18 protein-coding genes are annotated in these 21,986 nt (G+C 62.9%); 13 read left to right on the top strand and 5 right to left on the bottom strand.

Annotated elements, in window-relative coordinates:
* Positions 1-47: 47 nt before the first annotated feature.
* The 10 genes from HMA55_RS03905 to HMA55_RS03860 all read left to right on the top strand — a co-directional run bounded on the left by HMA55_RS03905 (position 48) and on the right by HMA55_RS03860 (position 13,263).
* Positions 48-800 carry a YebC/PmpR family DNA-binding transcriptional regulator gene (locus HMA55_RS03905; RefSeq protein WP_181191767.1) on the top strand — a complete coding sequence of 251 codons (753 nt, stop codon included), beginning with the start codon at positions 48-50 and terminating at the stop codon, positions 798-800.
* A 148-nt stretch (positions 801-948) separates the two neighbouring features.
* Positions 949-1,458 (top strand): crossover junction endodeoxyribonuclease RuvC, encoded by a 510-nt coding sequence (gene ruvC / locus HMA55_RS03900; RefSeq protein ID WP_181191766.1) that lies wholly within the window; start codon positions 949-951, stop codon positions 1,456-1,458.
* Positions 1,455-2,069, top strand: a complete 615-nt coding sequence (ruvA, locus tag HMA55_RS03895; protein WP_181191765.1) for a Holliday junction branch migration protein RuvA — start codon at positions 1,455-1,457, stop codon at positions 2,067-2,069. Before ruvC ends, ruvA begins: the two co-directional genes overlap by 4 nt.
* A 12-nt stretch (positions 2,070-2,081) precedes the next feature.
* Positions 2,082-3,158: a Holliday junction branch migration DNA helicase RuvB gene (ruvB, locus tag HMA55_RS03890; protein ID WP_181191764.1), complete on the top strand. Its 1,077-nt coding sequence runs from the start codon at positions 2,082-2,084 to the stop codon at positions 3,156-3,158.
* Positions 3,159-3,344: 186 nt separating this feature from the next.
* Entirely contained in the window at positions 3,345-5,243 is a 1,899-nt protein-coding gene (gene secD / locus HMA55_RS03885) for a protein translocase subunit SecD (RefSeq protein WP_181192042.1), read from the top strand.
* A gap of 2 nt (positions 5,244-5,245) precedes the next feature.
* Positions 5,246-6,448 (top strand): protein translocase subunit SecF, encoded by a 1,203-nt coding sequence (gene secF / locus HMA55_RS03880; protein ID WP_181191763.1) that lies wholly within the window; start codon positions 5,246-5,248, stop codon positions 6,446-6,448.
* Positions 6,449-6,473: 25 nt separating this feature from the next.
* On the top strand, positions 6,474-8,084 hold the full coding sequence (locus tag HMA55_RS03875; RefSeq protein ID WP_181191762.1) for an ABC transporter substrate-binding protein: 1,611 nt from the start codon (positions 6,474-6,476) through the stop codon (positions 8,082-8,084).
* A 16-nt stretch (positions 8,085-8,100) separates the two neighbouring features.
* Positions 8,101-8,676, top strand: coding sequence for an adenine phosphoribosyltransferase (locus HMA55_RS03870; protein ID WP_181191761.1), 576 nt, complete (start codon positions 8,101-8,103; stop codon positions 8,674-8,676).
* A 93-nt stretch (positions 8,677-8,769) separates the two neighbouring features.
* Positions 8,770-11,001 carry a RelA/SpoT family protein gene (locus HMA55_RS03865; protein ID WP_235961721.1) on the top strand — a complete coding sequence of 744 codons (2,232 nt, stop codon included), beginning with the start codon at positions 8,770-8,772 and terminating at the stop codon, positions 10,999-11,001.
* Positions 11,002-11,175: 174 nt separating this feature from the next.
* Positions 11,176-13,263 carry a bifunctional metallophosphatase/5'-nucleotidase gene (locus tag HMA55_RS03860; RefSeq protein ID WP_181191759.1) on the top strand — a complete coding sequence of 696 codons (2,088 nt, stop codon included), beginning with the start codon at positions 11,176-11,178 and terminating at the stop codon, positions 13,261-13,263.
* Positions 13,264-13,396: 133 nt separating this feature from the next.
* Here HMA55_RS03860 and HMA55_RS03855 read toward each other — a convergent pair whose 3' ends face one another.
* Complete coding sequence (locus tag HMA55_RS03855) at positions 13,397-13,678, bottom strand: hypothetical protein (RefSeq protein WP_181191758.1); 282 nt, start codon at positions 13,676-13,678, stop codon at positions 13,397-13,399.
* A gap of 129 nt (positions 13,679-13,807) precedes the next feature.
* Complete coding sequence (locus HMA55_RS03850) at positions 13,808-14,761, bottom strand: peptidylprolyl isomerase (protein ID WP_181191757.1); 954 nt, start codon at positions 14,759-14,761, stop codon at positions 13,808-13,810.
* 103 nt (positions 14,762-14,864) lie between these two features.
* On the opposite strand from HMA55_RS03850, the gene HMA55_RS03845 reads away from it, so the two are divergent.
* Both HMA55_RS03845 and hisS read left to right on the top strand, forming a co-directional pair.
* Positions 14,865-15,500 carry an MBL fold metallo-hydrolase gene (locus HMA55_RS03845; protein WP_181191756.1) on the top strand — a complete coding sequence of 212 codons (636 nt, stop codon included), beginning with the start codon at positions 14,865-14,867 and terminating at the stop codon, positions 15,498-15,500.
* 47 nt (positions 15,501-15,547) lie between these two features.
* Entirely contained in the window at positions 15,548-16,828 is a 1,281-nt protein-coding gene (gene hisS / locus HMA55_RS03840; RefSeq protein WP_181191755.1) for a histidine--tRNA ligase, read from the top strand.
* A gap of 30 nt (positions 16,829-16,858) precedes the next feature.
* On the opposite strand, the gene HMA55_RS03835 is transcribed toward hisS, so the two are convergent.
* The 3 genes from HMA55_RS03835 to ypfJ are packed head-to-tail and all read right to left on the bottom strand — an operon-like array spanning position 16,859 to position 20,015.
* Complete coding sequence (locus tag HMA55_RS03835; RefSeq protein ID WP_181191754.1) at positions 16,859-18,253, bottom strand: L-serine ammonia-lyase; 1,395 nt, start codon at positions 18,251-18,253, stop codon at positions 16,859-16,861.
* Between the two features lie 54 nt (positions 18,254-18,307).
* A complete protein-coding gene (locus HMA55_RS03830; protein WP_181191753.1) occupies positions 18,308-19,030 on the bottom strand; it encodes a CBS domain-containing protein in 723 nt (240 codons plus the stop codon).
* 52 nt (positions 19,031-19,082) lie between these two features.
* Positions 19,083-20,015, bottom strand: a complete 933-nt coding sequence (gene ypfJ, locus HMA55_RS03825) for a KPN_02809 family neutral zinc metallopeptidase (RefSeq protein WP_181191752.1) — start codon at positions 20,013-20,015, stop codon at positions 19,083-19,085.
* A gap of 146 nt (positions 20,016-20,161) precedes the next feature.
* Here ypfJ and aspS point away from each other — a divergent pair, with 146 nt between their 5' ends.
* Positions 20,162-21,985 (top strand): aspartate--tRNA ligase, encoded by a 1,824-nt coding sequence (aspS, locus tag HMA55_RS03820; RefSeq protein WP_181191751.1) that lies wholly within the window; start codon positions 20,162-20,164, stop codon positions 21,983-21,985.
* The last annotated feature ends 1 nt before the right edge of the window (position 21,986 follow it).

Raw genomic sequence — 21,986 nt, 5'->3', positions numbered from 1 at the left:
GTCTGTTATACGTCAAGTACACGTGAACCGAGGAGAAGGGGTGCGTTATGTCGGGCCACTCAAAGTGGGCAACCACGAAGCACAAAAAGGCCGCAAACGACGCGAAGCGGTCGAAGTTGTGGGCGAAGATGATCAAGGATATCGAGGTTGCGGCCCGCACCGGCGGCGGTGACCCTGCCGCCAACCCCACTCTGGACGATATGATCCGCAAGGCGAAAAAAGCCTCCGTCCCGGGTGACAACATTGAGCGAGCACGCAAGCGCGGCTCGGGCGAAGAAGCGGGCGGTTCGAACTGGGAAACTGTCATGTACGAGGGGTATGGCACCAACGGCGTGGCAGTGCTCATTGAGTGCCTGACCGACAACCGCAACCGCGCGGCAACCGAGGTGCGAACGGCCATGACCAAAAATGGCGGCAACTTGGGCGAGTCTGGCTCTGTCGGTTACATGTTTGAGCGAACCGGGGTGGTGACAATCCAGAAAGGTGAGCTCACCGAAGACGACGTGTTGATGGCGGTGCTCGAGGCAGGCGCCGAAGAGGTCAACGACCTCGGCGGGGAGTTCGAGATCACCTGCAAGCCGACGGATCTGTCGGCAGTCCGTGAGGCGCTCACCGACGAGGGCATCGAGGTGGAGGATGCCGGCCAGGAGTTCCGCGCTGATGTGCAGGTGGATTTGGATGTCGATGGCGCGAAAAAGATGATGCGACTGATCGATGCGCTCGAGGATTCCGATGACGTGCAGAATGTCTACACCAACATGACGATCTCCGATGAGGTCGCCGCACAGCTGGACGACTAGCCCGTCCATTCTTCAAGCCCGTGCCGCCCACCGCGGCGCGGGCTTTAGTTCTGCTCCGTGTGGTAGAACATATGTGTCACATTTACAGGTTGTTGCGTGGAAGGAGGAGGCGGTGACTCTGGGTGGATCCCTCCAAGGATTGCGTGTAATGGGCATTGACCCAGGCCTTACCCGGTGCGGACTTTCCGTGGTGCAGGCGGGGCGTGGACGACAGATTATCCCCGTCGCGGTCGGGGTTGTGCGCACCCCTTCCACCGCCGCATTGTCTGAGCGGCTTCTCCGCATTTCTCGCGCGGTAGGAGAGTGGATGGATGACTACCAGCCGGATGTCATCGCCATGGAGCGGATTTTCGAGCGGGGCAATGTCTCTACCGTCATGCACACGGCCCACGCAGTCGGGGTGATGGTGCTCGCAGCCGCGGAGCGCGACATCCCGGTGCATATGTACACCCCGTCCGAGGTGAAAAAGGCGGTCTCCGGTAATGGGCGCGCGGATAAGAAGCAGATGACGACCATGATCACACGCATCCTCGGTTTGTCCGAAGCGCCGAAGCCAGCTGACGCCGCGGACGCGCTCGCGATCGCCGTGTGCCACTGCTGGCGCGCTCCACTCATTGCACGTACACACCAGCTCACCGTAAAGGCGGCGAACCAGTGATTGATTCTCTCAACGGCGAAGTGCTCTCTATCGGGCTCGACCACGCGGTTATCGAGTGTGCCGGTGTCGGCTACCGGTTCCTTGCCACCCCGCTTACCCTGGGCAGACTCACCCGCGGAGAGCAGAGCCGCGTGATGACCACCATGGTGGTTAAAGATGACGGAGTCACCCTCTACGGGTTCGGCGACCCGGAGGCGCGGGAGATGTTCCACAAACTTCAAACCGTTTCCGGGCTTGGCCCCAAGCTGGCGCTCGCCGCGCTATCTGTGTTTGATGCCGGAGAGTTATCGGCTCACATCGCTTCCGGGGATGCGAAGTCGATCCAGACGGTGCCAGGTGTAGGTAAGAAGATGGCCGAGCGCATCGTGCTCGAGCTCAAAGACAAGGTTGATGCGTTCATTCCGGCGGCGGACGCCCCTGCGGCAGCGGGGGCCGCCCCTACTCGCAACGGTGCGTCGTTGGTCTCTGAGCAGGTTGTTGAGGCGCTACTAGGCCTTGGCTTCCAGGAACGCTCCGCGCGGCCTGTCGTGGATGCACTGGTTGAAGCAGAGCCCGCCGAGTCCGCCTCCGCGCTGTTGCGCAGTGCGCTGAGCCAGCTAGGGAAGAAGTAGGGTGGTGCTTCCGTGTCGGACGTAGAAAAGACTGAGTTTGCTCTGCCGGAAGGGTTCGCTGCGAAGCCGCCGTCGCCAGTGGACGCCCACGCGCAGGCGGATGAACACGACATAGAACGCTCGCTGCGCCCGAAGTCAATCAACGAATTCATCGGGCAGCCGAAGGTGCGAGAGCAGCTCAATTTGGTTCTCGCTGGCGCACGCAGCCGCGGCGTAACGCCAGACCACATCTTGCTTTCCGGCCCGCCCGGATTGGGCAAGACCACCATGGCGATGATCGTGGCGCAGGAGCTGGGCACGTCGCTGCGCATGACGTCCGGCCCCGCGCTCGAGCGCGCCGGTGACCTGGCGGCGATGCTGTCGAACTTGATGGAGGGAGACGTCCTCTTCATCGACGAGATCCACCGCATCGCTCGTCCCGCTGAGGAAATGCTCTACATGGCGATGGAGGATTTTCGGATCGACGTGATTGTGGGCAAGGGACCTGGAGCGACGTCGATCCCACTGGAAATTCCGCCGTTCACACTCGTGGGAGCGACAACCCGGGCAGGGATGCTCACGGGTCCGCTGCGCGACCGCTTTGGGTTCACCGCCCAAATGGAGTTCTACGACGTCGCTGATCTGACGAAGGTGGTTAGCCGCGCTGCCTCGATCCTTGGCGTGCGGATCGACACAGATGCTGCTGTGGAAATCGCCTCCCGTTCCCGGGGGACGCCGCGCATTGCTAACCGCCTGCTGCGGCGCGTGCGCGACTGGGCAGATGTGCATGGCGACGGGCGCGTTGACCTTGCTGCGGCTCGTGCTGCGCTGAGTGTGTTCGACGTGGATGAGCGCGGTCTCGACCGGTTGGATCGGGCGGTGCTCAACTCCCTGATTAGAGGGCACGGCGGCGGCCCGGTAGGTGTCGGCACACTCGCGATCGCAGTGGGCGAGGAGCCTGGGACCATCGAGGAAGTGTGCGAACCCTATCTGGTTCGCGCGGGTCTGATGTCCCGGACGGGGCGGGGCCGTGTGGCTACCGCGGCTGCTTGGGAGCACTTGGGTCTGCAGGCGCCGCCTGAAGCCCCGGGGCAAATGTCACTTTATTAAAGGGCCGGCGGACCGGACTGACGGATTTTCGGGTTCATGCCGTAGCATGTTCCGTTGTGTCTTCACCGGCACGCCTTGAGAGTATGCCCATTTATCGCTGCTCGAGGCGCGGGTGAAGCAGAAAAATGGAGCTCGGAAAGCAGAGGAGTCAGCTCAGTGTCCAACAACACTCGGCGGTCCCGCGAGATGAAAGGCAAGAAGCGCTGGCCCGCCCGTGCGCTCGCGCTCTTTGCCATCATCGTCATTGGTGTCTACGCCTTAGTCTTTTTCACCGGTAGTAAGACCGCGGAGCCTAAGCTCGGCATCGACCTGCAAGGCGGCACCCGAGTGACGCTGGTGCCGCAGGGGGATGAGCCAACCTCCGAGCAGCTGCAGGACGCACGAAACATCCTCGAAAATCGTGTCAACGGCATGGGTGTGTCCGGCGCGTCCGTCGTTGTGGACGGCAACACCATCGTGATTGAGGCCGCCGGCGACGACACCACGGAGATCCGCAACATCGGCCAAACCTCCCAGCTGTTCTTCCGTCCCGTGCTAGACCCGCCGGCTGCGGATAGCACGAAGGTCGATGGCGTCATCCTCGACATGGTCAACGAGTGGGTGAAATACGGCGTCTTCTCCGCGCAGGAGGGGCAGACTGTCCTCACTCAGCTCGCTGCCCGTAAGCAGGCTGCGGAAAAGGAAGCTGCGAACCCGGAGGCCGGCTCGCAAGAGGGCCAAGAGGGCCAAGAGGGCAAGGACATCGCACCTAAGGAGGAGGAGCAGCCGGAGGAGCCGAAAGACGTTCCCCAGGTGACCGCTCAGCCGCTTCCAGAGCCGAACGGCCCAGTGGAGGCAACGGAGCGCCGCCAGGAGACGACAGACATGCTGCGTCGCACCCGCCAATCCACGGATCCGACCGAGCAGTTCGCGGCGTTGACGCTCATGTCGGCGCGTTGCATGGGTCAGATTACCGATCCACTTGCGGGCTCCGACAAGGCAGAGTTGCCGCTGGTCGCATGTGACCCCACGTCGGGCCAGGCGCTGCTTCTCGACGAAGTACCGCTGCTCGACGGCGTTACTGAAGCCGACGGTCCGCGCCTGACCGGCGAGCAGATCGACACGTCGCGCTCCATTACCGGCGGCTTTAACCCGCAGTCGAGCCAGATGGAGATCAGTTTCGCGTTCAGCCAGGCCGGCCAGCCCAACGGTTCCGAGACGTGGGCGCGCCTGACCAGTGAGATGCTGCAGAAGCAGATCGCGATCACCCTCGACTCCCAGGTCATTTCCGCCCCGGTGATCCAGGGGGCGACCCCGGTTGGGTCCGCCACGTCGATCACGGGCAATTTCACCCAGGAAGAGGCGGAAAACCTCGCCAACAACCTGCGTTACGGCGCTCTGCCGCTGTCGTTCGCGGGAGAGAACGGTGAACCGGGTGGCACCGCCCTGTCCGTGCCCCCATCACTCGGCCAGGCCTCACTCAAGGCCGGCCTGTACGCGGGCCTGGTCGGTCTTGCCCTGGTGGCGCTGTTCGTCTTCGCGTACTACCGCCTCTACGGTCTGATCTCCCTTGCGTCGCTCGTAGCCGCGGGCGCGCTCGTGTACGGCACGCTGGTGCTACTCGGGCGCTGGATCGGCTACTCGCTGGATCTGTCCGGCATTGCAGGTTTGGTGATCGGCATTGGCGCCACCGCCGACTCCTTCATCGTCATCTACGAACGCATAAAGGACGAGGTGCGCAAGGGCAAGACCTTCCGTTCTGCTACCGCATCCGGCTGGGAGCGCGCGAAGGACACCGTTGTCACCGGCAACATGGTGACCCTGATTGCGGCCGTGATCATCTACTTCCTGGCTGTCGGCGACGTGAAGGGCTTCGCCTTCACCATGGGCTTGACTACCGTCTTCGACCTCGTCGTGACGTTCTTGGTCACCGCGCCGCTGATGATCATCGCGTCTCGCAATTCGTTCTGGTCCAAGCCGTCTGTGAACGGCATGGGCAAGGCGTTCAAGACCGCTGAGGCCCGTCGAGCGGAGGCGAGCATTGGGGAACACAATGGCGTCGACAAGCTCGAGCTCCAGGCGGCCGCAGAGAATGAGGAGATTTAAACATGTCGAGCACAAAGGCAACCGCGACAGACGTATCGGCTCGCGCCACGCGCGATAGCGGCGCGACGCCGGTGAAAGCGAAGCGCTCTGCAGAGACTCTCTACGACGGCACGGGCGCCATCGACTTCGTTGGTCGGCGCAAGATCTGGTACGGCATCACCCTCGCTCTCGTGGTGATCTCGCTGCTGGCAATGTTGCTGCGCGGGTTCAACATGGGCATCGACTTCGAGGGCGGCACGAAGATGACCATGCCGGCCGGGGAGCTCGTAACGGAGCAAGTGGGGGAGACCTTCACAGACGCAACTGGGGTGACCCCCGAGCTCACCCAAATCGTGGGCTCCGGCGATTCACGCATGCTGGAGATCAACTCTGAGCACCTGACTCAGGAGCAAATCGACGCGGCGCGTCAGGCGATCTTCGACGAGTACCAGATTAAGGATTACAACGGCGAGCCGAGCGCGGACGCGATCGGCGACTCAACGGTGTCTGAATCGTGGGGTTCGACCATCACTAACCGCATGCTCCTGGCGATGCTGGCCTTCCTTGTTGCGGCTGCGGTGTACGTCGCAGTTCGCCTGCAACGCGAGATGGCGGCTGCCGCGATGGCCGCTTTGATCGTTGATGCGGTGCTGATTATGGGTATCTACGCGCTTTTCGGCCTTGAAGTCACCCCGGCGATGATCATCGGCCTGCTCACCGTCCTCACTTTCTCGCTGTACGACACGGTGATCGTGTTTGACAAGGTGCGCGAGAATACTTCGGGTGTGTTGGATTCGCGCCGCTCAACCTACGCGGAAGAGGCGAACCTGGCGGTGAACCAGACGGTGATGCGTTCCATCTCCACCTCCGTGATCTCGGCGCTGCCGATTGTGGCGCTGATGGTAGTCGCGGTCTGGATGCTCGGTGTGGGTACACTGCGCGACCTCGCACTTATCCAGCTTATTGGTGTGATTGAGGGCATCTTCTCGTCGTTGTTTCTCGCTACGCCGCTTTTGGTGAGCCTGGTGAACCGGAAGAAGAAGTACAAGGACCACAACGCCGAGGTAGAGCGCTACCGCGCCCGCGGCACTGATGCAACTGCCCCTAGCCAATCAGCGGAGACCGCGCCGGAGAAGCGCCAAGTTGCCGCCCCCGTCCGTCGTGCTGGCGGCACCGGCGTTGAGGGCGCGTCCACCGCCGCGACGTGGCGTCCGACCGCCCAGTAGCAGGCGGCGGAAGATGGCGGGACACATGAGGCGTAGGTTCGCCGCGGCTGTTGCCGCGGTGGTGGGTTGCATCGCCCTTACCGCGTGCGAAACGGGCGAAGGGGACGCTGAGCAGACTAAGAGGTTGTTCGGTTACCAGGTGCTCAGCGGGCTGCACACCACCAACGCGGGCACGCTTGAGGGCGCGACGGATCTGGCGGAGCTGTTGTCCGTCCGCTTGTACCCGGGGGTGTATGTTCCGGGTCCGAGCGGGCAGATGATTCCGAACACCGATCTTGTTACTACCCAGGTGTTGCCGGGAGATCAACGCAAGGTGATTTACACGCTCTCCGACAGCGCTGTGTTTTCAGACGGCACGCCGGTGACGTGTTCCGATTATTTGCTCACCTTCACAGCCGGGCAGTATCCGGACCTGTTTGGCTCGCAGATGCCACTGTTTGACGATACGGAAGATCTGTCGTGCACAGCGGGTTCCAAGGAGTTCACGCTGACCTTCAAGGAAGATCGTGGTGCTCGTTGGCGGGGCCTGTTTGAGGCGGGCACTGTACTTCCCGCGCATGCGGTCGCGGGGCGTCTGGGTAAGAGCATCGAGGAGCTTGACGACGACCTTCGGTCCGACGACGTTTCGCGCCTCACACCTGTGGCGAATGTTTGGCGGCACGGGTTTAGTCTCGCGCAGTTTGACCCCGAACTGCAGGTATCGTTCGGCCCCTTCAAGATCGCCGGAGTGGGAGATAGCGGTGAGGTCACCCTAGTCGCCAACGAGTACTACTACGGTGTCGCACCTCAGACTGCTGAAATGGTTGTGTGGCCCGGCGGGGCAAATTCGGGCGAGTTGGCGGATGCGGAAGCGTTGCGCATCGGCGATCTGCGAGAGACGTCACCTGACTGGCACGACGTTGATGCCGAGGGAAATCGGATGACGGTGGAGACGCAGGTGGGTGAGCTCACTGAGGTGCTGACGTTCCCGGAGGTGGGAATGTGGGCGGTGCCGGAGAACCGGCAGGCTCTTGCCAAGTGCGTGGACCCGCGCGCCGTTGCAAAGGTGTCCAGTCAGGTGGCGGGGATCGATGTGCCGGTATCGCCGCTACACGTCCTGCAGCACGCTGACCCACTTGCGCAACGTGTTGCGAGCGTTGCAGAGCCCCATCTCGATGTGGACATCGCTGCAGCCTCGGCGTTGTCGGGCTATGAGGTCCGCATCGGGTACCCCTACCCAGACGCTCGGTTCGCGGCGATGGTCGATTCCATCCGCCGCAGCTGCGAGCCGGCGGACATCAACGTTATCGACGTCACAGAGGGCGGCAAGACGCTTGCGGACCTTCCGCGCGCGGAATATGACGAGTGGGGCAATGAGTCCTGGACCGAGGGGGCAGCGGACGTGATCCTTCACGCGGAGGATCCGATGCGGGAGTATCCCGCCGCCAACAATCGCGCTCAAGACCTCGGCGCGCTGCGCGCCCAGGAGGCGTACTTGTGGAAGCAACTTCCTTCAATCCCGCTCGCTGCGCAGCCCCGCACGTTCGCAGTAGACGGGGCAGTGCGTAACGTGGTGCCGTACACAGGTCTCGCCGGCATCGGCTGGAACATGGACCGGTGGCAGCTGAATTCAGAGACAACCCCGGCCGAAAAGTAACAGGAGAAATCAACCAATGGCCCCCACACCTATCGACGGCAACCGTTACGCCACTGCAAGCGCGGCACTCAAGGACAAGATCCGTCAGGTGCAGGATTTCCCGGAGGACGGCGTCCTTTTTGAAGACCTCACGCCCGTTCTCGCCGATCCGGCCGCATTGAACATCGTGATCGCGGAGATGGCCACGGCCAGCCGCAAACTCGGCGCCGATCTTGTCGGCGGGCTCGATGCACGAGGCTTTTTGCTCGGCTCCGCGGTCGCCTACGAGTTGGGCACGGGCATTTTAGCCATCCGCAAGAAAGGGAAGCTCCCCCCGCCTGTGATCACGCAGGAGTACACCACCGAGTACAGCTCGGCGGCGTTGGAAATTCCCGCCGACGGGATGGACATCAGCGGCAAACGCATTGTGTTGGTGGACGACGTGCTTGCCACCGGCGGCACCCTCGCGGCTGCACACGACCTCATTGAACGCGCTGGCGGCATCGTCGCCGGGTACGTCGTTGTCTTGGAGGTGCAAGGTCTCGGCGGGCGCGAGAAGCTTCACGACGCTCCGCTGGTGGTCCTGGGCGAAGAGCACCCCCACGCAGCGTAGGATTACGGTTTTACACGCTGAGAAAGATCCCGCGATCGGAGGCCCGAAATGACCGACAAGCCGGTGAAGCGAACGGGCCCATCTGTTCGCAGCATGTCTGCTCGCCTGGCGCGCTCCCTGACAGGAAGCAGCCGCTCCAAGACCAACCCGGTGCTCGACCCTTTGCTTTCGCTACACCGCAAATTCCATCCGAAAGCAGATGCGGAGCTTCTCGACCGCGCGTATGCGACCGCGGAGCGTCTCCACGAAGGTGTCTACCGCAAGTCCGGGGATCCGTACATCACCCACCCGCTCGCTGTGGCGACCATCTGCGCGGAAATCGGCATGGACACAACGACCTTGGTCGCGGCGCTACTTCATGACACGGTGGAGGACACCGACTACTCCCTCGACGACCTCACACGGGATTTCGGTCCAGAGGTGGCGAAGCTGGTCAACGGCGTGACCAAACTGGACAAGGTTGCTCTCGGGGCGGCCGCGGAGGCCGAGACGATTCGCAAGATGATCGTTGCTATGGCGGAAGACCCCCGCGTGCTGGTGATCAAGGTCGCTGACCGCCTGCACAATATGCGCACCATGCGATTCCTTCCGCCCGAGAAGCAGGCGAAGAAAGCGCAGGAAACGCTCGACGTCATTGCCCCGCTGGCGCACCGTCTTGGAATGGCCAGTGTGAAGTGGGAGCTGGAGGACCTAGCGTTTGCCATCCTGCAGCCGAAGAAGTACGAGGAAATCGTGCGCATGGTGGCCGACCACGCGCCGTCTAGAGACCGGGCGCTGCGCGAAATTACCGGTGACCTTCAGCGCGAGCTTTCGGCGAACGGCATTCAGGCCGAGGTGATGGGGCGGCCGAAACACTACTGGTCCATCTACCAGAAGATGGCTGTGCGCGGCCACGACTTCAACGAGATCTTCGACCTGGTGGGCATCCGCGTCCTGGTGGACACCGTCAACGACTGCTACGCCGCTATCGGGGTGGTGCACTCGCTGTACTCGGTCATGCCGGGGCGTTTCAAGGATTACATCTCCAACCCGCGCTTCGGCGTCTACCAGTCGCTGCACACGACCGTGATGACGCCTACAGGCCGCCCACTCGAGGTGCAGGTACGCACCCACGAGATGCACTACAACGCGGAGTTCGGTGTGGCCGCACACTGGCGCTACAAGGAAACGAAGGGGTCCCATAAGGGTGACCAGGCCGAGGTGGACCAGATGGCATGGATGCGCCAGCTCCTGGACTGGCAGAAGGAGGCCGCGGATCCGAACGAGTTCCTAGATTCCCTGCGTTACGACCTGACCAGCCAGCAAATCTTCGCGTTCACCCCAAAGGGCGACGTGGTGGACCTGCCCGCTGGCTCAACGCCGGTGGACTTCGCCTACGCCGTGCACACCGAGGTGGGCCACAGGTGCATCGGCGCCAAGGTCAACGGCAAGCTGGTCACATTAGAAACGGAGCTGAAGTCCGGCGACAGGGTGGAGATCTTCACCTCAAAGGATCAGAACGCCGGCCCGTCGCGGGACTGGCAGGACTTTGTGGTCTCGCCGCGCGCGAAGGCGAAGATCCGGCAATGGTTCGCCAAAGAACGCCGCGAAGAGCAGCTGGAGGCGGGCCGTGATGCCCTGGCTGCCGAGGTGCAGCGCGGCGGGCTACCGATGCACCGGTTGTTCACCAACGAGTCCATGCGCCAGGTAGCCACCCGCTTGCATTACCAGGACGTGGATGCGCTGTACACAGCTATCGGTGCGGGCAACGTCTCTTCCCAGCACGTGGCCCACCTGCTCATGGACATGTTCGGCGGCGACGACGATGCCGTAGATGCCCTGACCGCCCGCACCCCGATGTCCGCCCTGGTCCGGCCGCAAGCCACCGGCGACGGTCCGGGGATCCTCGTCGAGGGCAGCCCGGACGTGATGGCCAAGTTGGCCAAGTGTTGCCAGCCCGTGCCGGGCGACGCGATCTTCGGTTTCGTCACCCGCGGCGGGGGAGTCTCGGTTCACCGCACGGACTGTACCAACGCAACGAAGCTCAACGACGAGCCGGAGCGGTTGGTTCAGGTGGAGTGGGCGAACCAGAGGTCGTCGAAAAGCGCGTCGCGCGCCACCATCCAGCTCGAAGCTTTGGATCGCAACGGGCTGCTCACCGAAACCACTGGTGTGCTGTCGGAGGCGAAGCTGCCGATCCTTGCGATGTCCTCGCAGGCCGGCGACGACCGCATCGCCACCATCCGCCTGACGATCGAGGTTTCCGACATCAAACAGCTGGGTTCGATCATGAACCAGATCCGCAACATCGAGGGCGTATTCGACGTGTATCGCGTCACTGCTTAACGACGGGCCGAAGGTTGCCACCAGCTGCAGCGTAGGTTTCCAATAGGTGAAATGTTGGTGCACCTGAGGTTATCTTCCCAGCTGGAGCCGTTTGGGCGTGCCGAGTTGTGCTGCACGCAACTGCCCGGGGAGTTACAAGGGAGAGAAACCCGCCCCCAATTTCGAGGAGTTCCCGTGTTTGATATCCGTCGCGCTGGCGCCCTGATCGCCGCAACCACCACGACCACTGTCGTGCTCACCGCCGCCCCCTTCGCCGCAGCGGCCGAGGCTGACCAGGTCACCATCGATGTTGCGAACATCACCGACTTCCACGGCCGCCTGGAGGAGAACATCCAGCGTGACAAGGAGACGGGGGAGATTAAGGCGAGCCGCAGCGAGTTGGGCGCCGCTAACATCGCCGGCATCATCAACTACATCCGCTCGAACAACCCGAACACGATTGTCACCACCTCCGGTGACAACCAGGGCGGCTCTGCGTTCGTATCCGCGATCTCTGACGACAAGTACACCATGGACTTCGTCAACGCCATCGGCACCGACGGCACCGCAGTGGGTAACCACGAGTTCGACAAGGGCTACCAGGATCTGATCACCCGTATCGTTCCGGGCACAAACGACAAACAGCTCGGCGCCAACATCTTCAAGTCGGACGGCACCCGCGAGGTGAAGCCGTACACCATCGTGGAGAGGGACGGTGTGAAAGTCGCTCTCGTCGGCACAACTTCCAACCTCACAGTTTCCAAATCCAACCCGGAAAACGTGAAGGGCCTGAACATCGCGGACTCCGCACTGCAGGTCAACGAGGAAGCGAAGAAGATCAAGGACAACGGCGAGGCAGACGTCGTCATCGCTCTCATCCACGACCCGGCTAAGGAGGCAGCCGACAAGCTCGACGCGAAGTACGTCGACTTCGCTTTCGGTGGTGACTCCCACATCAAGGACATGAACATCGAAGCCGCGGTTCCGTACTTCCAGTCGTACGAGTACGGCAAGGTTGTCACGGACCTCACCTTCACCTACGACAAGGCGGACAAGAAGATCGTTGCCCGCTCGGCGGAGCAGCTCGACGCAACCGACCTGGAAAAGCTGGGCATCACCCCGGACGAGAACGTGGCGAAGATCGTCCAGGAAGCGAAGTCTCAGGCTGATGAGTTGGGCCAGAAGATTGTGGCTAACGCCACGTCGGACTTCAAACGCGGCTCCAACCCGAACGCCGAGCCGGGCACTAACCGAGGCACCGAGTCCACCGCCAACAACATGCTGGCTGAGTCCGCACTGATCGCGCTAGAGAAGTTTCTCAACGAGGACATCGACCTGGGTGTCATGAACGCAGGCGGTGTCCGCGACGACATCCTGAAGGGTGACGTCTCTTACAAGCAGGCCTTCAGCGTCCAGCCGTTCGGCAACAGCATCGACGTGGCAACGCTGACTGGCGCGGCGATCAAGGAGGCGCTGGAGAACCAGTGGCAGACCGAGGAGCAGGCTGCGCAGTCCGGCCGTCCACGCCTGGATATGGGCCTGTCTGACAACGTCTCCTACACCTACAACCCTGACGCTCCGCGCGGCGAGAAGATCACCGCCGTCACCATCGACGGTAAGCCGCTGGAGATGGACAAACACTACCGCGTTGCCGCGTCGTCCTTCCTCTTCGACGGGGGCGACGGTTTCATCGACAAAACTCAGGTGACCGACCGCAACACTGTTGGCTACAACGACCTGCAGGCGTTCGTGGACTACCTCCAGTCCGGCGCAGCGAGGGTCCGCGCAGGCCAGAAGGACGTCGGCGTGGTGCTGCCGGAAGGAGGCCTGAAGGCCGGCCAGAAAAACACGGTAAAGCTCACATCGCTGAGCTATTCCTCCGCAGGTGAGCCGACGGCGAAGAGCGTCAGCGTCAAGCTGGGCGAGATCACCGCTTCTGCTGACGTGGACAACACTGTCACCGCCGCGGACAAAGGCTACGGCGAGCAGGGGCGCGCCACCGTCGAGCTGGAAATCCCGGCTGGCGTTGCGGGCGATCAAACCCTGGTGATCACCACTGACGCGGGCACCAAGGTGTCCCTGCCGGTGACCGTCGCGGCCGCTGAGAAGCCGTCTGACGGTGCTCCGGCTGAGGACAAGGGTTCCGCCTCCACGTCGTCTGATGCTCCGATCGCCGTCATTGTCGGCGTGATCGCTGCCGTTTTGGCCCTGATCGTGCCGCTGGCACTGGCGTTCCCCATCGATTCGGTGCTTGGCCCGATCGCGATGATTAACCACGGGTAGGCGCGTCTGTGGCCCTGAGGGGCCATCGACGGAATGAGAAACCAGCTACTGAGAGCCAGCTACCAGGCGAAACATTGCCCGGTAGCTGGATCCCTGTAGCTGGTTTTGCGGAGAGGGGCGTCTCGCTCGCAGACTAGCGCGCGAATCTGGACGCCACGGTCAAGATCTGAGTAAGCATGCCCACGATTGCGGTGACAACGGCAATCCAGCTCTTCAGCTCGTCAGGATCGAGGTCCTTAATAGAGGAACCTTCCTCGGTGGAGGAAGACCCGCTGTCAGTGGCGGCCTTCTCGGACGCGTTGGCCCTACTCTCCGCCGTTTCATTCACCGTGGGGGCGGCGTCGGCGACGGCCACGCCGGACACCGTCACTGCGGTAGCGGCTGCGACGGCCGCGAGACTAGTACGAACCTTCATTGGTCTTTCCTCACTCGTTGAGTTGCGGTTGCCTTCGGCAATGCTAACGGGTGGCCGGTCACGTAGCTACCCAGTACAGCTGAATGCGTGGGATCTCCCAGGGCTAGGTCGCTCGGGAACACCCGGATGTTACTTCACCACAGCCTTTTCGATTCGGACCTCCTTTGCGGGGGCGCCATCTTGCTGCCCGCCCTCGACGCCCGCTTCGGCGATTGTGTCCAGGGTGGATAGGCCCTCCTCGTCGATGTGACCGAAGTAGGTGTACAGCGGCGGCAGGACGGAATCTCCGTAGTTGAGGAAGAACTGGGAGCCGTTGGTGTCAGCGCCGGCATTCGCCATGGCAATCGTGCCTCTGTCGTAGCGCTGCGGTTGGCTGTTCTGCTGCAGCATCATCACCTTCGTGTTCTTCATATCCTCTTCCGTCGCGCCTTCGGGCATACCCATCTCGGACAAGTCAATGCCCTCAAGTGCTTGGTCGGTGGGCAGCTCGTTGGCGAACTGGAAGCCCGGGCCGCCGGCACCGGTGCCGGCGCGGTCGCCGCACTGGAGCACCTTGAGCCCGTCGCCTGTGGTGAGGCGGTGGCAGACCGTGTCGTTGTAGAAGCCTTCCTTGGCGAGGTACTCGATTGCGTTGACGGTGCACGGAGATGCGGCGCGGTCCAGCTCCATGCCGATCGGACCCTGGTTGGTCTCTAGTTCGACGGTCACGGTGCCCTCTGTGGAGATGCTGTCAGTCGGCGGGGTACCAACGCCCTCGCCGTCCTTTTCCTCCGCTTGGTTGTAAGTACAGTTGACGGTGGCTGGCAGGGCCTTCTCGCGCGTGGTGGCGATCGGCTCGAACTGGGAGGCGTCAAACTGCTCTTCTTCAGCAACCTCGGACTGTGCGGTGGTCTCGGAGGCGGCCAAGTCGTCGCCGCTGTCGTTGTTTGCGGCGAAATAGATGCCGCCTCCGATGAGGGCGATGACTGCTGCGGAGAGCGCCGCCACTGACCAGGGGCGGGACTTCTCTTTCCGGTCGCGCGAATCGAGTTCGCGCTCCAATTTGGATAGGGCTTCCTTGCCGCGCTGTTCGTTCGATGCCACTGGTTACACCTCGCCGTTTCGTTGGGGTGGGCGGAGCTTTGCGTCGAGAAGCAACCGCCCGTGAACGGCTAGACAGCCTAGCAGCATGGATATAGTGGCCAGTATGAGAATCGCCGGTTTTGTCGCAGGGCCGTTTCAGACGAATTGCTACGTTGTTTCCAACGGCGAACGCGCGATCGTGATCGATCCGGGGCTTGGTGCGCATGAGGCAGTAAGCCAAATGGCGCAGCAGGAGGGGCTTAGCGTGGAGGCGGTCGTGCTTACGCACGGGCACATCGACCACATTCGCGATGCCGCAGCGTTCGGCGTGGAAACGTTTGTCCACCCCGGGGATGCATTCATGCTCTTGCGCGGCGACGGTGTCAGCGAGCAGGCACGCGAGCTTTACGACGCCTCCGGCATGCAGCCCATTACAGACCCCACCGCGTTGCAGGACGGGCAGACTCTGCGGTTGGCGGGCCTGGACCTGCAGGTTGTGCACGCCCCGGGCCACTCGCCTGGTTGCGTCATGCTGATCAGCGACGGCGTGGTCTTTTCCGGCGACGTGCTGTTCCGCGGTTCGATTGGCCGCACCGACTTGCCGGACTCGGATCCTGCGCAGATGCAGCAGAGTCTGCGCGGCCCGGTGTGGAACCTCGACGACGGTTTGCAGGTGCTGCCCGGGCACGGCCCCGCAACCACGGTGGCGCATGAGCGGGCGACCAACCCGTTTCTCCGCGAGGCGAGCGCCGCGCGCTAATCGGGCGCTCACTCCGGCCCGCTCGCGCTGCACTAGACTTGCCACCCGTGAGCGAGAACCAGAACGACCAGTTTCAGAAGCTTTCCGCCCCGAAGGGTGTGCCGGATTACGCGCCGCCGCAGTCTGCGGCGTTTATTCGCGTTCGCGACGAGTTTGCCCGCCAGGCTCGCATCGCGGGATACCAGCACATTGAGCTTCCCGTCTTCGAGGACACTGCGCTCTTCGCCCGCGGTGTGGGCGAGTCCACGGACGTGGTGAGCAAGGAGATGTACACCTTCGAGGACCGTGGTGGTCGTTCCGTGACCCTGCGCCCGGAGGGCACCGCCGGTGTCATGCGCGCGTTCATCGAGCACAACATGGACCGCGGGTACCTGCCGGTAAAGCTGAACTACTACGGGCCGTTCTTCCGCTACGAGCGCCCGCAGGCGGGACGCTACCGTCAGCTGCAGCAGGTAGGCGTGGAAGCGATCGGCATGGACGACCCGCTGTTGGATGCCGAGATCATTGCACTCGCCGACCGAAGCTACCGCGCCATCGGCCTCAACGGCTTCCGTCTTGAGCTGACCAGCCTAGGCGACAAAGACTGCCGTCCGGCTTACCGCGAGAAACTGCAACAGTTCCTCTTCGAACTGCCGTTGGACGAGGAGACTCGCAAACGCGCGGAGATCAACCCGCTGCGTGTACTCGACGACAAGCGCGAGGAAGTCCGCGAGATGACCGCGGATGCGCCGCTCATGCTCGACCACCTCTGCGAAGACTGCCGCGCGCACTTCGACGCCGTTACCGCTGCGCTGGAAAGCTTCGGGGTGCCGTACGTGATCAACCCGCGCATGGTTCGCGGGCTGGACTACTACACCAAGACCACGTTCGAATTCGTGCACGACGGGTTGGGCGCCCAGTCCGGCATTGGTGGCGGTGGGCGCTACGACGGGCTCATGGCGCAGATTGGCGGCCCTGACCTGTCCGGCATCGGTTACGGCCTCGGCGTGGACCGCGCGGTGCTAGCCCTCGAGGCCGAGGGCGTGCAGCCCGACGGGCTAGACAGGCGGGTGGACGTCTTCGGAGTGGCTATCGGCGACGAAGCTCGCGCGACGATGAGCAAGCTTATCGACGAACTTCGCGCCGCCGGCGTCTCCGCCGACATGTCCTACGGCCAGCGTGGTCTGAAAGGCGCAATGAAGGGCGCGGACCGTGCCGGAGCAAAGTTCGCCCTAGTTCTGGGTGGGCGCGAACTGGAGTCCGGCGAAATCGCGGTGAAAAACCTCGTCGAGCACACCCAAGAGCCGGTCGAGCTCAATACCGCCGCGGTGATCAACGCGGTGCGCTAGCCCGCCGCCCTCAGCAAAGGGGCGGAGGAACTAGCACTCGGTGATGTTCACCGGCAGACCCAGCTGGACCGCTAGGCCTCCCATGGAGGTCTCCTTGTACTGGGTCATCATGTCGCGGCCTGTGGCCGCCATGGTTTCTACCACGTCGTCCAGCGTGACGATGTTGGATCCGTCGCCGAGCTTGGCTAATCGCGCGGCGTTGATCGCCTTCACGCCACCGATGGCGTTGCGCTCGATGCATGGCACCTGCACTAAGCCCCCAACTGGGTCGCAGGTCAGGCCCAGGTTGTGCTCGAGAGCGATCTCCGCGGCATTTTCCACCTGTTGCGGCGTGCCGTTGAGCACCGCGCACATGCCTGCGGCAGCCATCGACGAGGCGGAGCCCACCTCGCCCTGGCAGCCAACCTCCGCGCCGGAGATCGAGGCGTTGGTCTTGATAATGGACCCGATCGCTCCCGCGGTAAGGAGAAATTCCCGAGCCCGTTCTGCGGTGAAGTCGTCTGTGAAGTCCCGGCAGTAGTGCATAACCGATGGGATGATCCCAGCTGCCCCGTTTGTGGGCGCTGTGACTACCTGGCCATGAGCGGCGTTTTCCTCGTTCACCGCGAGAGCGTAGAGGTTGACCCACTCCATCGCGTCAAGCCCACGGGCGGTCGACGCTTCGTATTCGGCTGTGAGGAGCCGGTGCAGGCGATTGGCGCGACGCTTCACACGCAACCCGCCCGGCAAGATGCCTTCCGTTTTCATGCCGTGGGCGACGCACTCTTGCATGACGTCCCACACCGCATCCAGGTGCGCGTCGAGCATCTCGCGCCCGTGGATGGATTCCTCGTTGGCGCGCATGATCTCGGCGATAGTCATACCCGTCTCCTCGCAGCGCTGCATCAGGTCGGCCGCGTTGTCGAACGGGTAGGGGACGAACCGGATCTCGCGTGCAGAGGCTACGCCGGACTCCCGGCGGTGTTCCTCCATTTCCCAGCGATCCAGGATGAATCCGCCGCCGACGGAGTAGTAGTCCTCGCGTTCGGCCAGCACGTTCCCCTCCGCATCCCAGGCATCGAAGATGAGGCAGTTGGGGTGCTCGGCCACTGGGGCTGGATCGAACTTGAGCTCGTATTCAACCGTGCCGCCAGGCCCGGAAACGATACCGCTGGCGGGGATAGGCACTCCGGGCTTCGGCTCGATATCCGCGGAGGTAGTGGTGGGGGTGTAGCCCACCAAGCCGAGCAAGGCGGCGCGGTCAGTGCCGTGTCCGATGCCGGTGGCCGCTAGGGAGCCGCGCAGTTCAACCTGGACCTTAGCTGGGTAAGCATCGAGTTTGTCGGTGAAGGCCATTGCCGCCCGCATCGGCCCTACTGTATGGGACGATGAAGGGCCAATGCCGATGCTGAACAGGTCGACAACGCTGACGAAATTAGCTGACATGCCGGGCATATTACCGGACGTGTGGGGAAGCGAAGCGCGTCGAAAAGCTGGTGCTTACATTGCTTGCGCAAGCGTCGGAATATCGGTGGCCGCGAGTACAGAAATGGGCCGCTGCGTGGGCTTTCCGTGCTCCGTGATGATGGCCAGACGGGGCACTGCGCCGGTGGGCAAAGGGGTGCTCAACGCTTCCACAGCAGCCGCAGCGGTTACGGTGCGGTGCAAAAAGATTGGCTGATCGAGCTTGCCGCTGTGCGCGAGCACGTCGGCGATCGTGGCAGTTGCGATAGTGTCGTCGTCTCGCAGCTCGGCGGCGACCCATCTCGCAATAGCGTTTGTGGTGAGCAAACCTACGCACTTACCGTCGTCGTAAACGGGAAACTGCGTGATGCCTTTGGCGGCGATCATTGCTAGCGGCTCATGGATGTCGCTGCTGGGGGAGAAGGAGATCACCCGCTGGTGTTCTATGACCTCGAGCGCGAGTGTTGGGGCGAGCAACTCGTCACGCAAGCGCTCGATCTGGGCCACCGTCTCCGGCAGCGGCTCTGCAATTGGGCGGAGATCCTCGTACTCGCCGTGGCTGATGGCGTTTCTCAAGTCCGCGAACTCCCGCAGGGTGTCGGACTGGTCCGACGTGAGAATGCCCCGCTTCGCCGCCAACCGAGTCATCCAGGTAAAAGAATCCGACTTCTTCGCGTCGAGCTGATCCCTGAGGAATTTCTCTATGGCGTTAAAGGCGGCAAGAAACGGCACGGCGCGGTTGGTCTCGGCATTGCTCATGCCGGTCACTGTAGCGCCGTGCCGTGGAGGTAGCGGGGCAACCAGGTGGGATTTACCCCTTGTACACTCCGCGGTTGAGGGTGTCGCAGGCCGACATTTGCCCGGACTCGTATCCGGACTTGAACGCTTGCATGCGCTGCTCAGACGAACCATGGGTCCAGGCATCCGGATCCACCTCGCCGCCGGAACGGCGCTGGATGTTGTCGTCGCCGATCGATTGCGCGGTCTGTAGCGCCTGGTGCAGCTGCTCATCCGAAATCGGATCCAGCGCCGCGTTCTCACCCTGGGAGGCGTGGTGGGCCCAAATACCCGCGTAACAGTCTGCCTGCAGCTCGAGGGCGACAGCCGCGGAATCTTGGCCCGGATTCTTGTAGTCGCTCAACCCGAGGGTGCCTTCCAAATTCTGGATGTGGTGGCCGTACTCGTGTGCCGTGGCGTACTCCTGTGCGAGCGGACCGTCGGAACCACCGAGCTTGCCCAAATCGTTGAAGAAGCTGACGTCCAAGTACGCGGTGGTGTCCCGTGGGCAGTAGAACGGGCCAGTGTCCGCGCTGGCGTAGCCGCAACCCGAGTTCACGCCGTTTTTGAAGATGGTCATCGCCGGTTCGGTGAACTGGGTGTCTGCCTGGGCGGGCAGCACTTCAGCCCAGGTGGAGTTCAGCGAGCCCCAGGTGGCTGCTGCGCGGCAGTCGTCGTACTTGTTGGATGAGCCGGGTTCCTGGCAGTGCTCCAAGGTGTATTCGCCCTGCGACTGCTGCTGCGAAGCGTTGTCGCCGCCGCCGAGGATGCCGTTGAACGCGCCGCTGAAGTACAGCAGCGCCAGCAGAACCAGGATGATGGTTCCGCCACCGCCGCCCCGAAGGAGCAGCGGTAACAGCATCATCGCACCGGATCCCATGCCACCGCCACCGCCACCGCGGCCGGCCCCGGAGCTGGTGCTGACATTGCCGCCTTGGCCTTGTGCGTAGTCGCCTCTAAAAGTCATGGGCAGAATTCTGCCAAATAACCGGCGCAAGTGTGGGATCTGGCCTGGAATTTGGCAGCTCGGCGAGGGGGCAGGGGCGTTGTGTCGGGCCGACGGGTAAACTCTGCCAGGTTAGTTTCGCCATCACGTGGAAGGACGTGGAATTCGTGCTGCGCACTCACCTTGCGGGGAATTTGAATAAAGAACTCGACGGTCAGACAGTAACCCTCACCGGCTGGGTCGCACGACGCCGCGACCACGGCGGCGTGATCTTCATCGACCTGCGTGATCGCTCCGGCTTGGCCCAGGTGGTGTTTCGCGAATCTGAGGTTGCGGAGGCCGCCCACGATCTGCGCAGCGAGTACGTCATCCAGGTGACGGGCACCGTCGAGCCGAGGCCAGAAGGTTCCGCGAACCCCAACTTGGCTTCCGGCGAAATCGAGGTCAACGTCACCGACCTGACCGTTTTGAACAAGGCGGCGGCGTTGCCGTTCCAGATCGAGGATGCTTCTTCCAACGAGGTGGGCGAGGAAGCGCGCCTGCGTTACCGCTACCTCGATTTGCGCCGCGAGCGCCAGGCACAGGCGATACGCCTGCGTGCGAAGGCAAACCAGGCAGCCCGCCGCGTGCTGGACAGCCACGACTTCACGGAGATTGAAACCCCGACGCTGACGCGCTCCACTCCCGAGGGTGCGCGCGACTTCTTGGTGCCGGCGCGCCTCAAGCCCGGCTCCTGGTACGCCCTGCCACAGTCTCCCCAGCTGTTCAAACAGCTGCTCATGGTGGCTGGTATGGAGCGCTACTACCAGCTCGCACGCTGCTACCGCGACGAGGACTTCCGCGCAGACCGCCAGCCGGAGTTCACGCAGCTCGACGTCGAGGCCAGCTTCGTCGACCAGGACGACATCATCGAGCTCGCCGAAGAAATCCTGGTGGAGCTCTGGAAGCTCATCGGCTACGACATTCAAACGCCGATTCCGCGGATGACCTACAAGGAAGCAATGGAGAAGTACGGCTCTGACAAGCCGGATCTCCGCTTCGACATTCCGCTGGTGGAATGCACCGAATTTTTCAAAGACACCACGTTCCGCGTGTTCAAGGCCGAGTATGTCGGTGCTGTAGTGATGGAGGGTGGTGCCTCTCAACCGCGCCGCCAGCTTGACGCATGGCAGGAGTGGGCGAAGCAACGCGGTGCGAAAGGTCTCGCCTACATTCTCGTCCAGGAGGACGGTGAACTCACCGGACCGGTGGCGAAGAACATCACGGACGAAGAAAAAGCCGGCATTGCTGAGCATGTTGGGGCGAAGCCGGGCGACTGCATCTTCTTCGCTGCGGGCGAGACCAAGGCGTCCCGTGCGTTGCTGGGTGCCGCCCGAGGCGAGATCGCCCGCAAGCTGGACCTGATCCAGGACGGAGACTGGGCCTTCACCTGGGTTGTTGATGCGCCGCTGTTCGAGCCCGCAGCAGACGCCACGGCGTCCGGCGACGTGGCGCTGGGCCACTCGAAGTGGACTGCTGTGCACCACGCCTTCACCTCGCCCAAGCCGGAGTTCCTGGGCAACTTCGAGCAACACCCAGGGGAGGCGCTCGCATACGCCTACGACATCGTGTGCAACGGTAACGAGATCGGTGGTGGCTCCATCCGTATCCACGAGCGGGACGTGCAGAAGCGCGTATTCGAGGTCATGGGTATCACCGACGAGGAGGCCGACGAGAAATTCGGCTTCCTGCTGGACGCATTCCAGTTCGGTGCCCCGCCGCACGGCGGCATCGCCTTCGGGTGGGACCGCATCGTCTCGCTGCTCGGTGGGTTTGAATCCATTCGGGACGTCATCGCTTTCCCGAAGTCGGGCGGCGGCGTAGATCCGCTCACGGACGCACCTGCGCCGATCCCTGCGGAGCAGCGCAAGGAGACCGGTGTGGACTTCAAGCCGAAGAAAGACACCGAGGCACGGGGCGATACGGACGAGGCTGCGGGCGCCGAAAAGTAGG

Origin of the sequence: Corynebacterium wankanglinii, from assembly GCF_013601005.1 — a bacterium.
Taxonomy (GTDB): domain Bacteria; phylum Actinomycetota; class Actinomycetes; order Mycobacteriales; family Mycobacteriaceae; genus Corynebacterium; species Corynebacterium wankanglinii.
The sequence above is the reverse complement of the archived record's forward strand: the minus strand, read 5'-3'. Positions and strand labels throughout refer to the sequence as shown.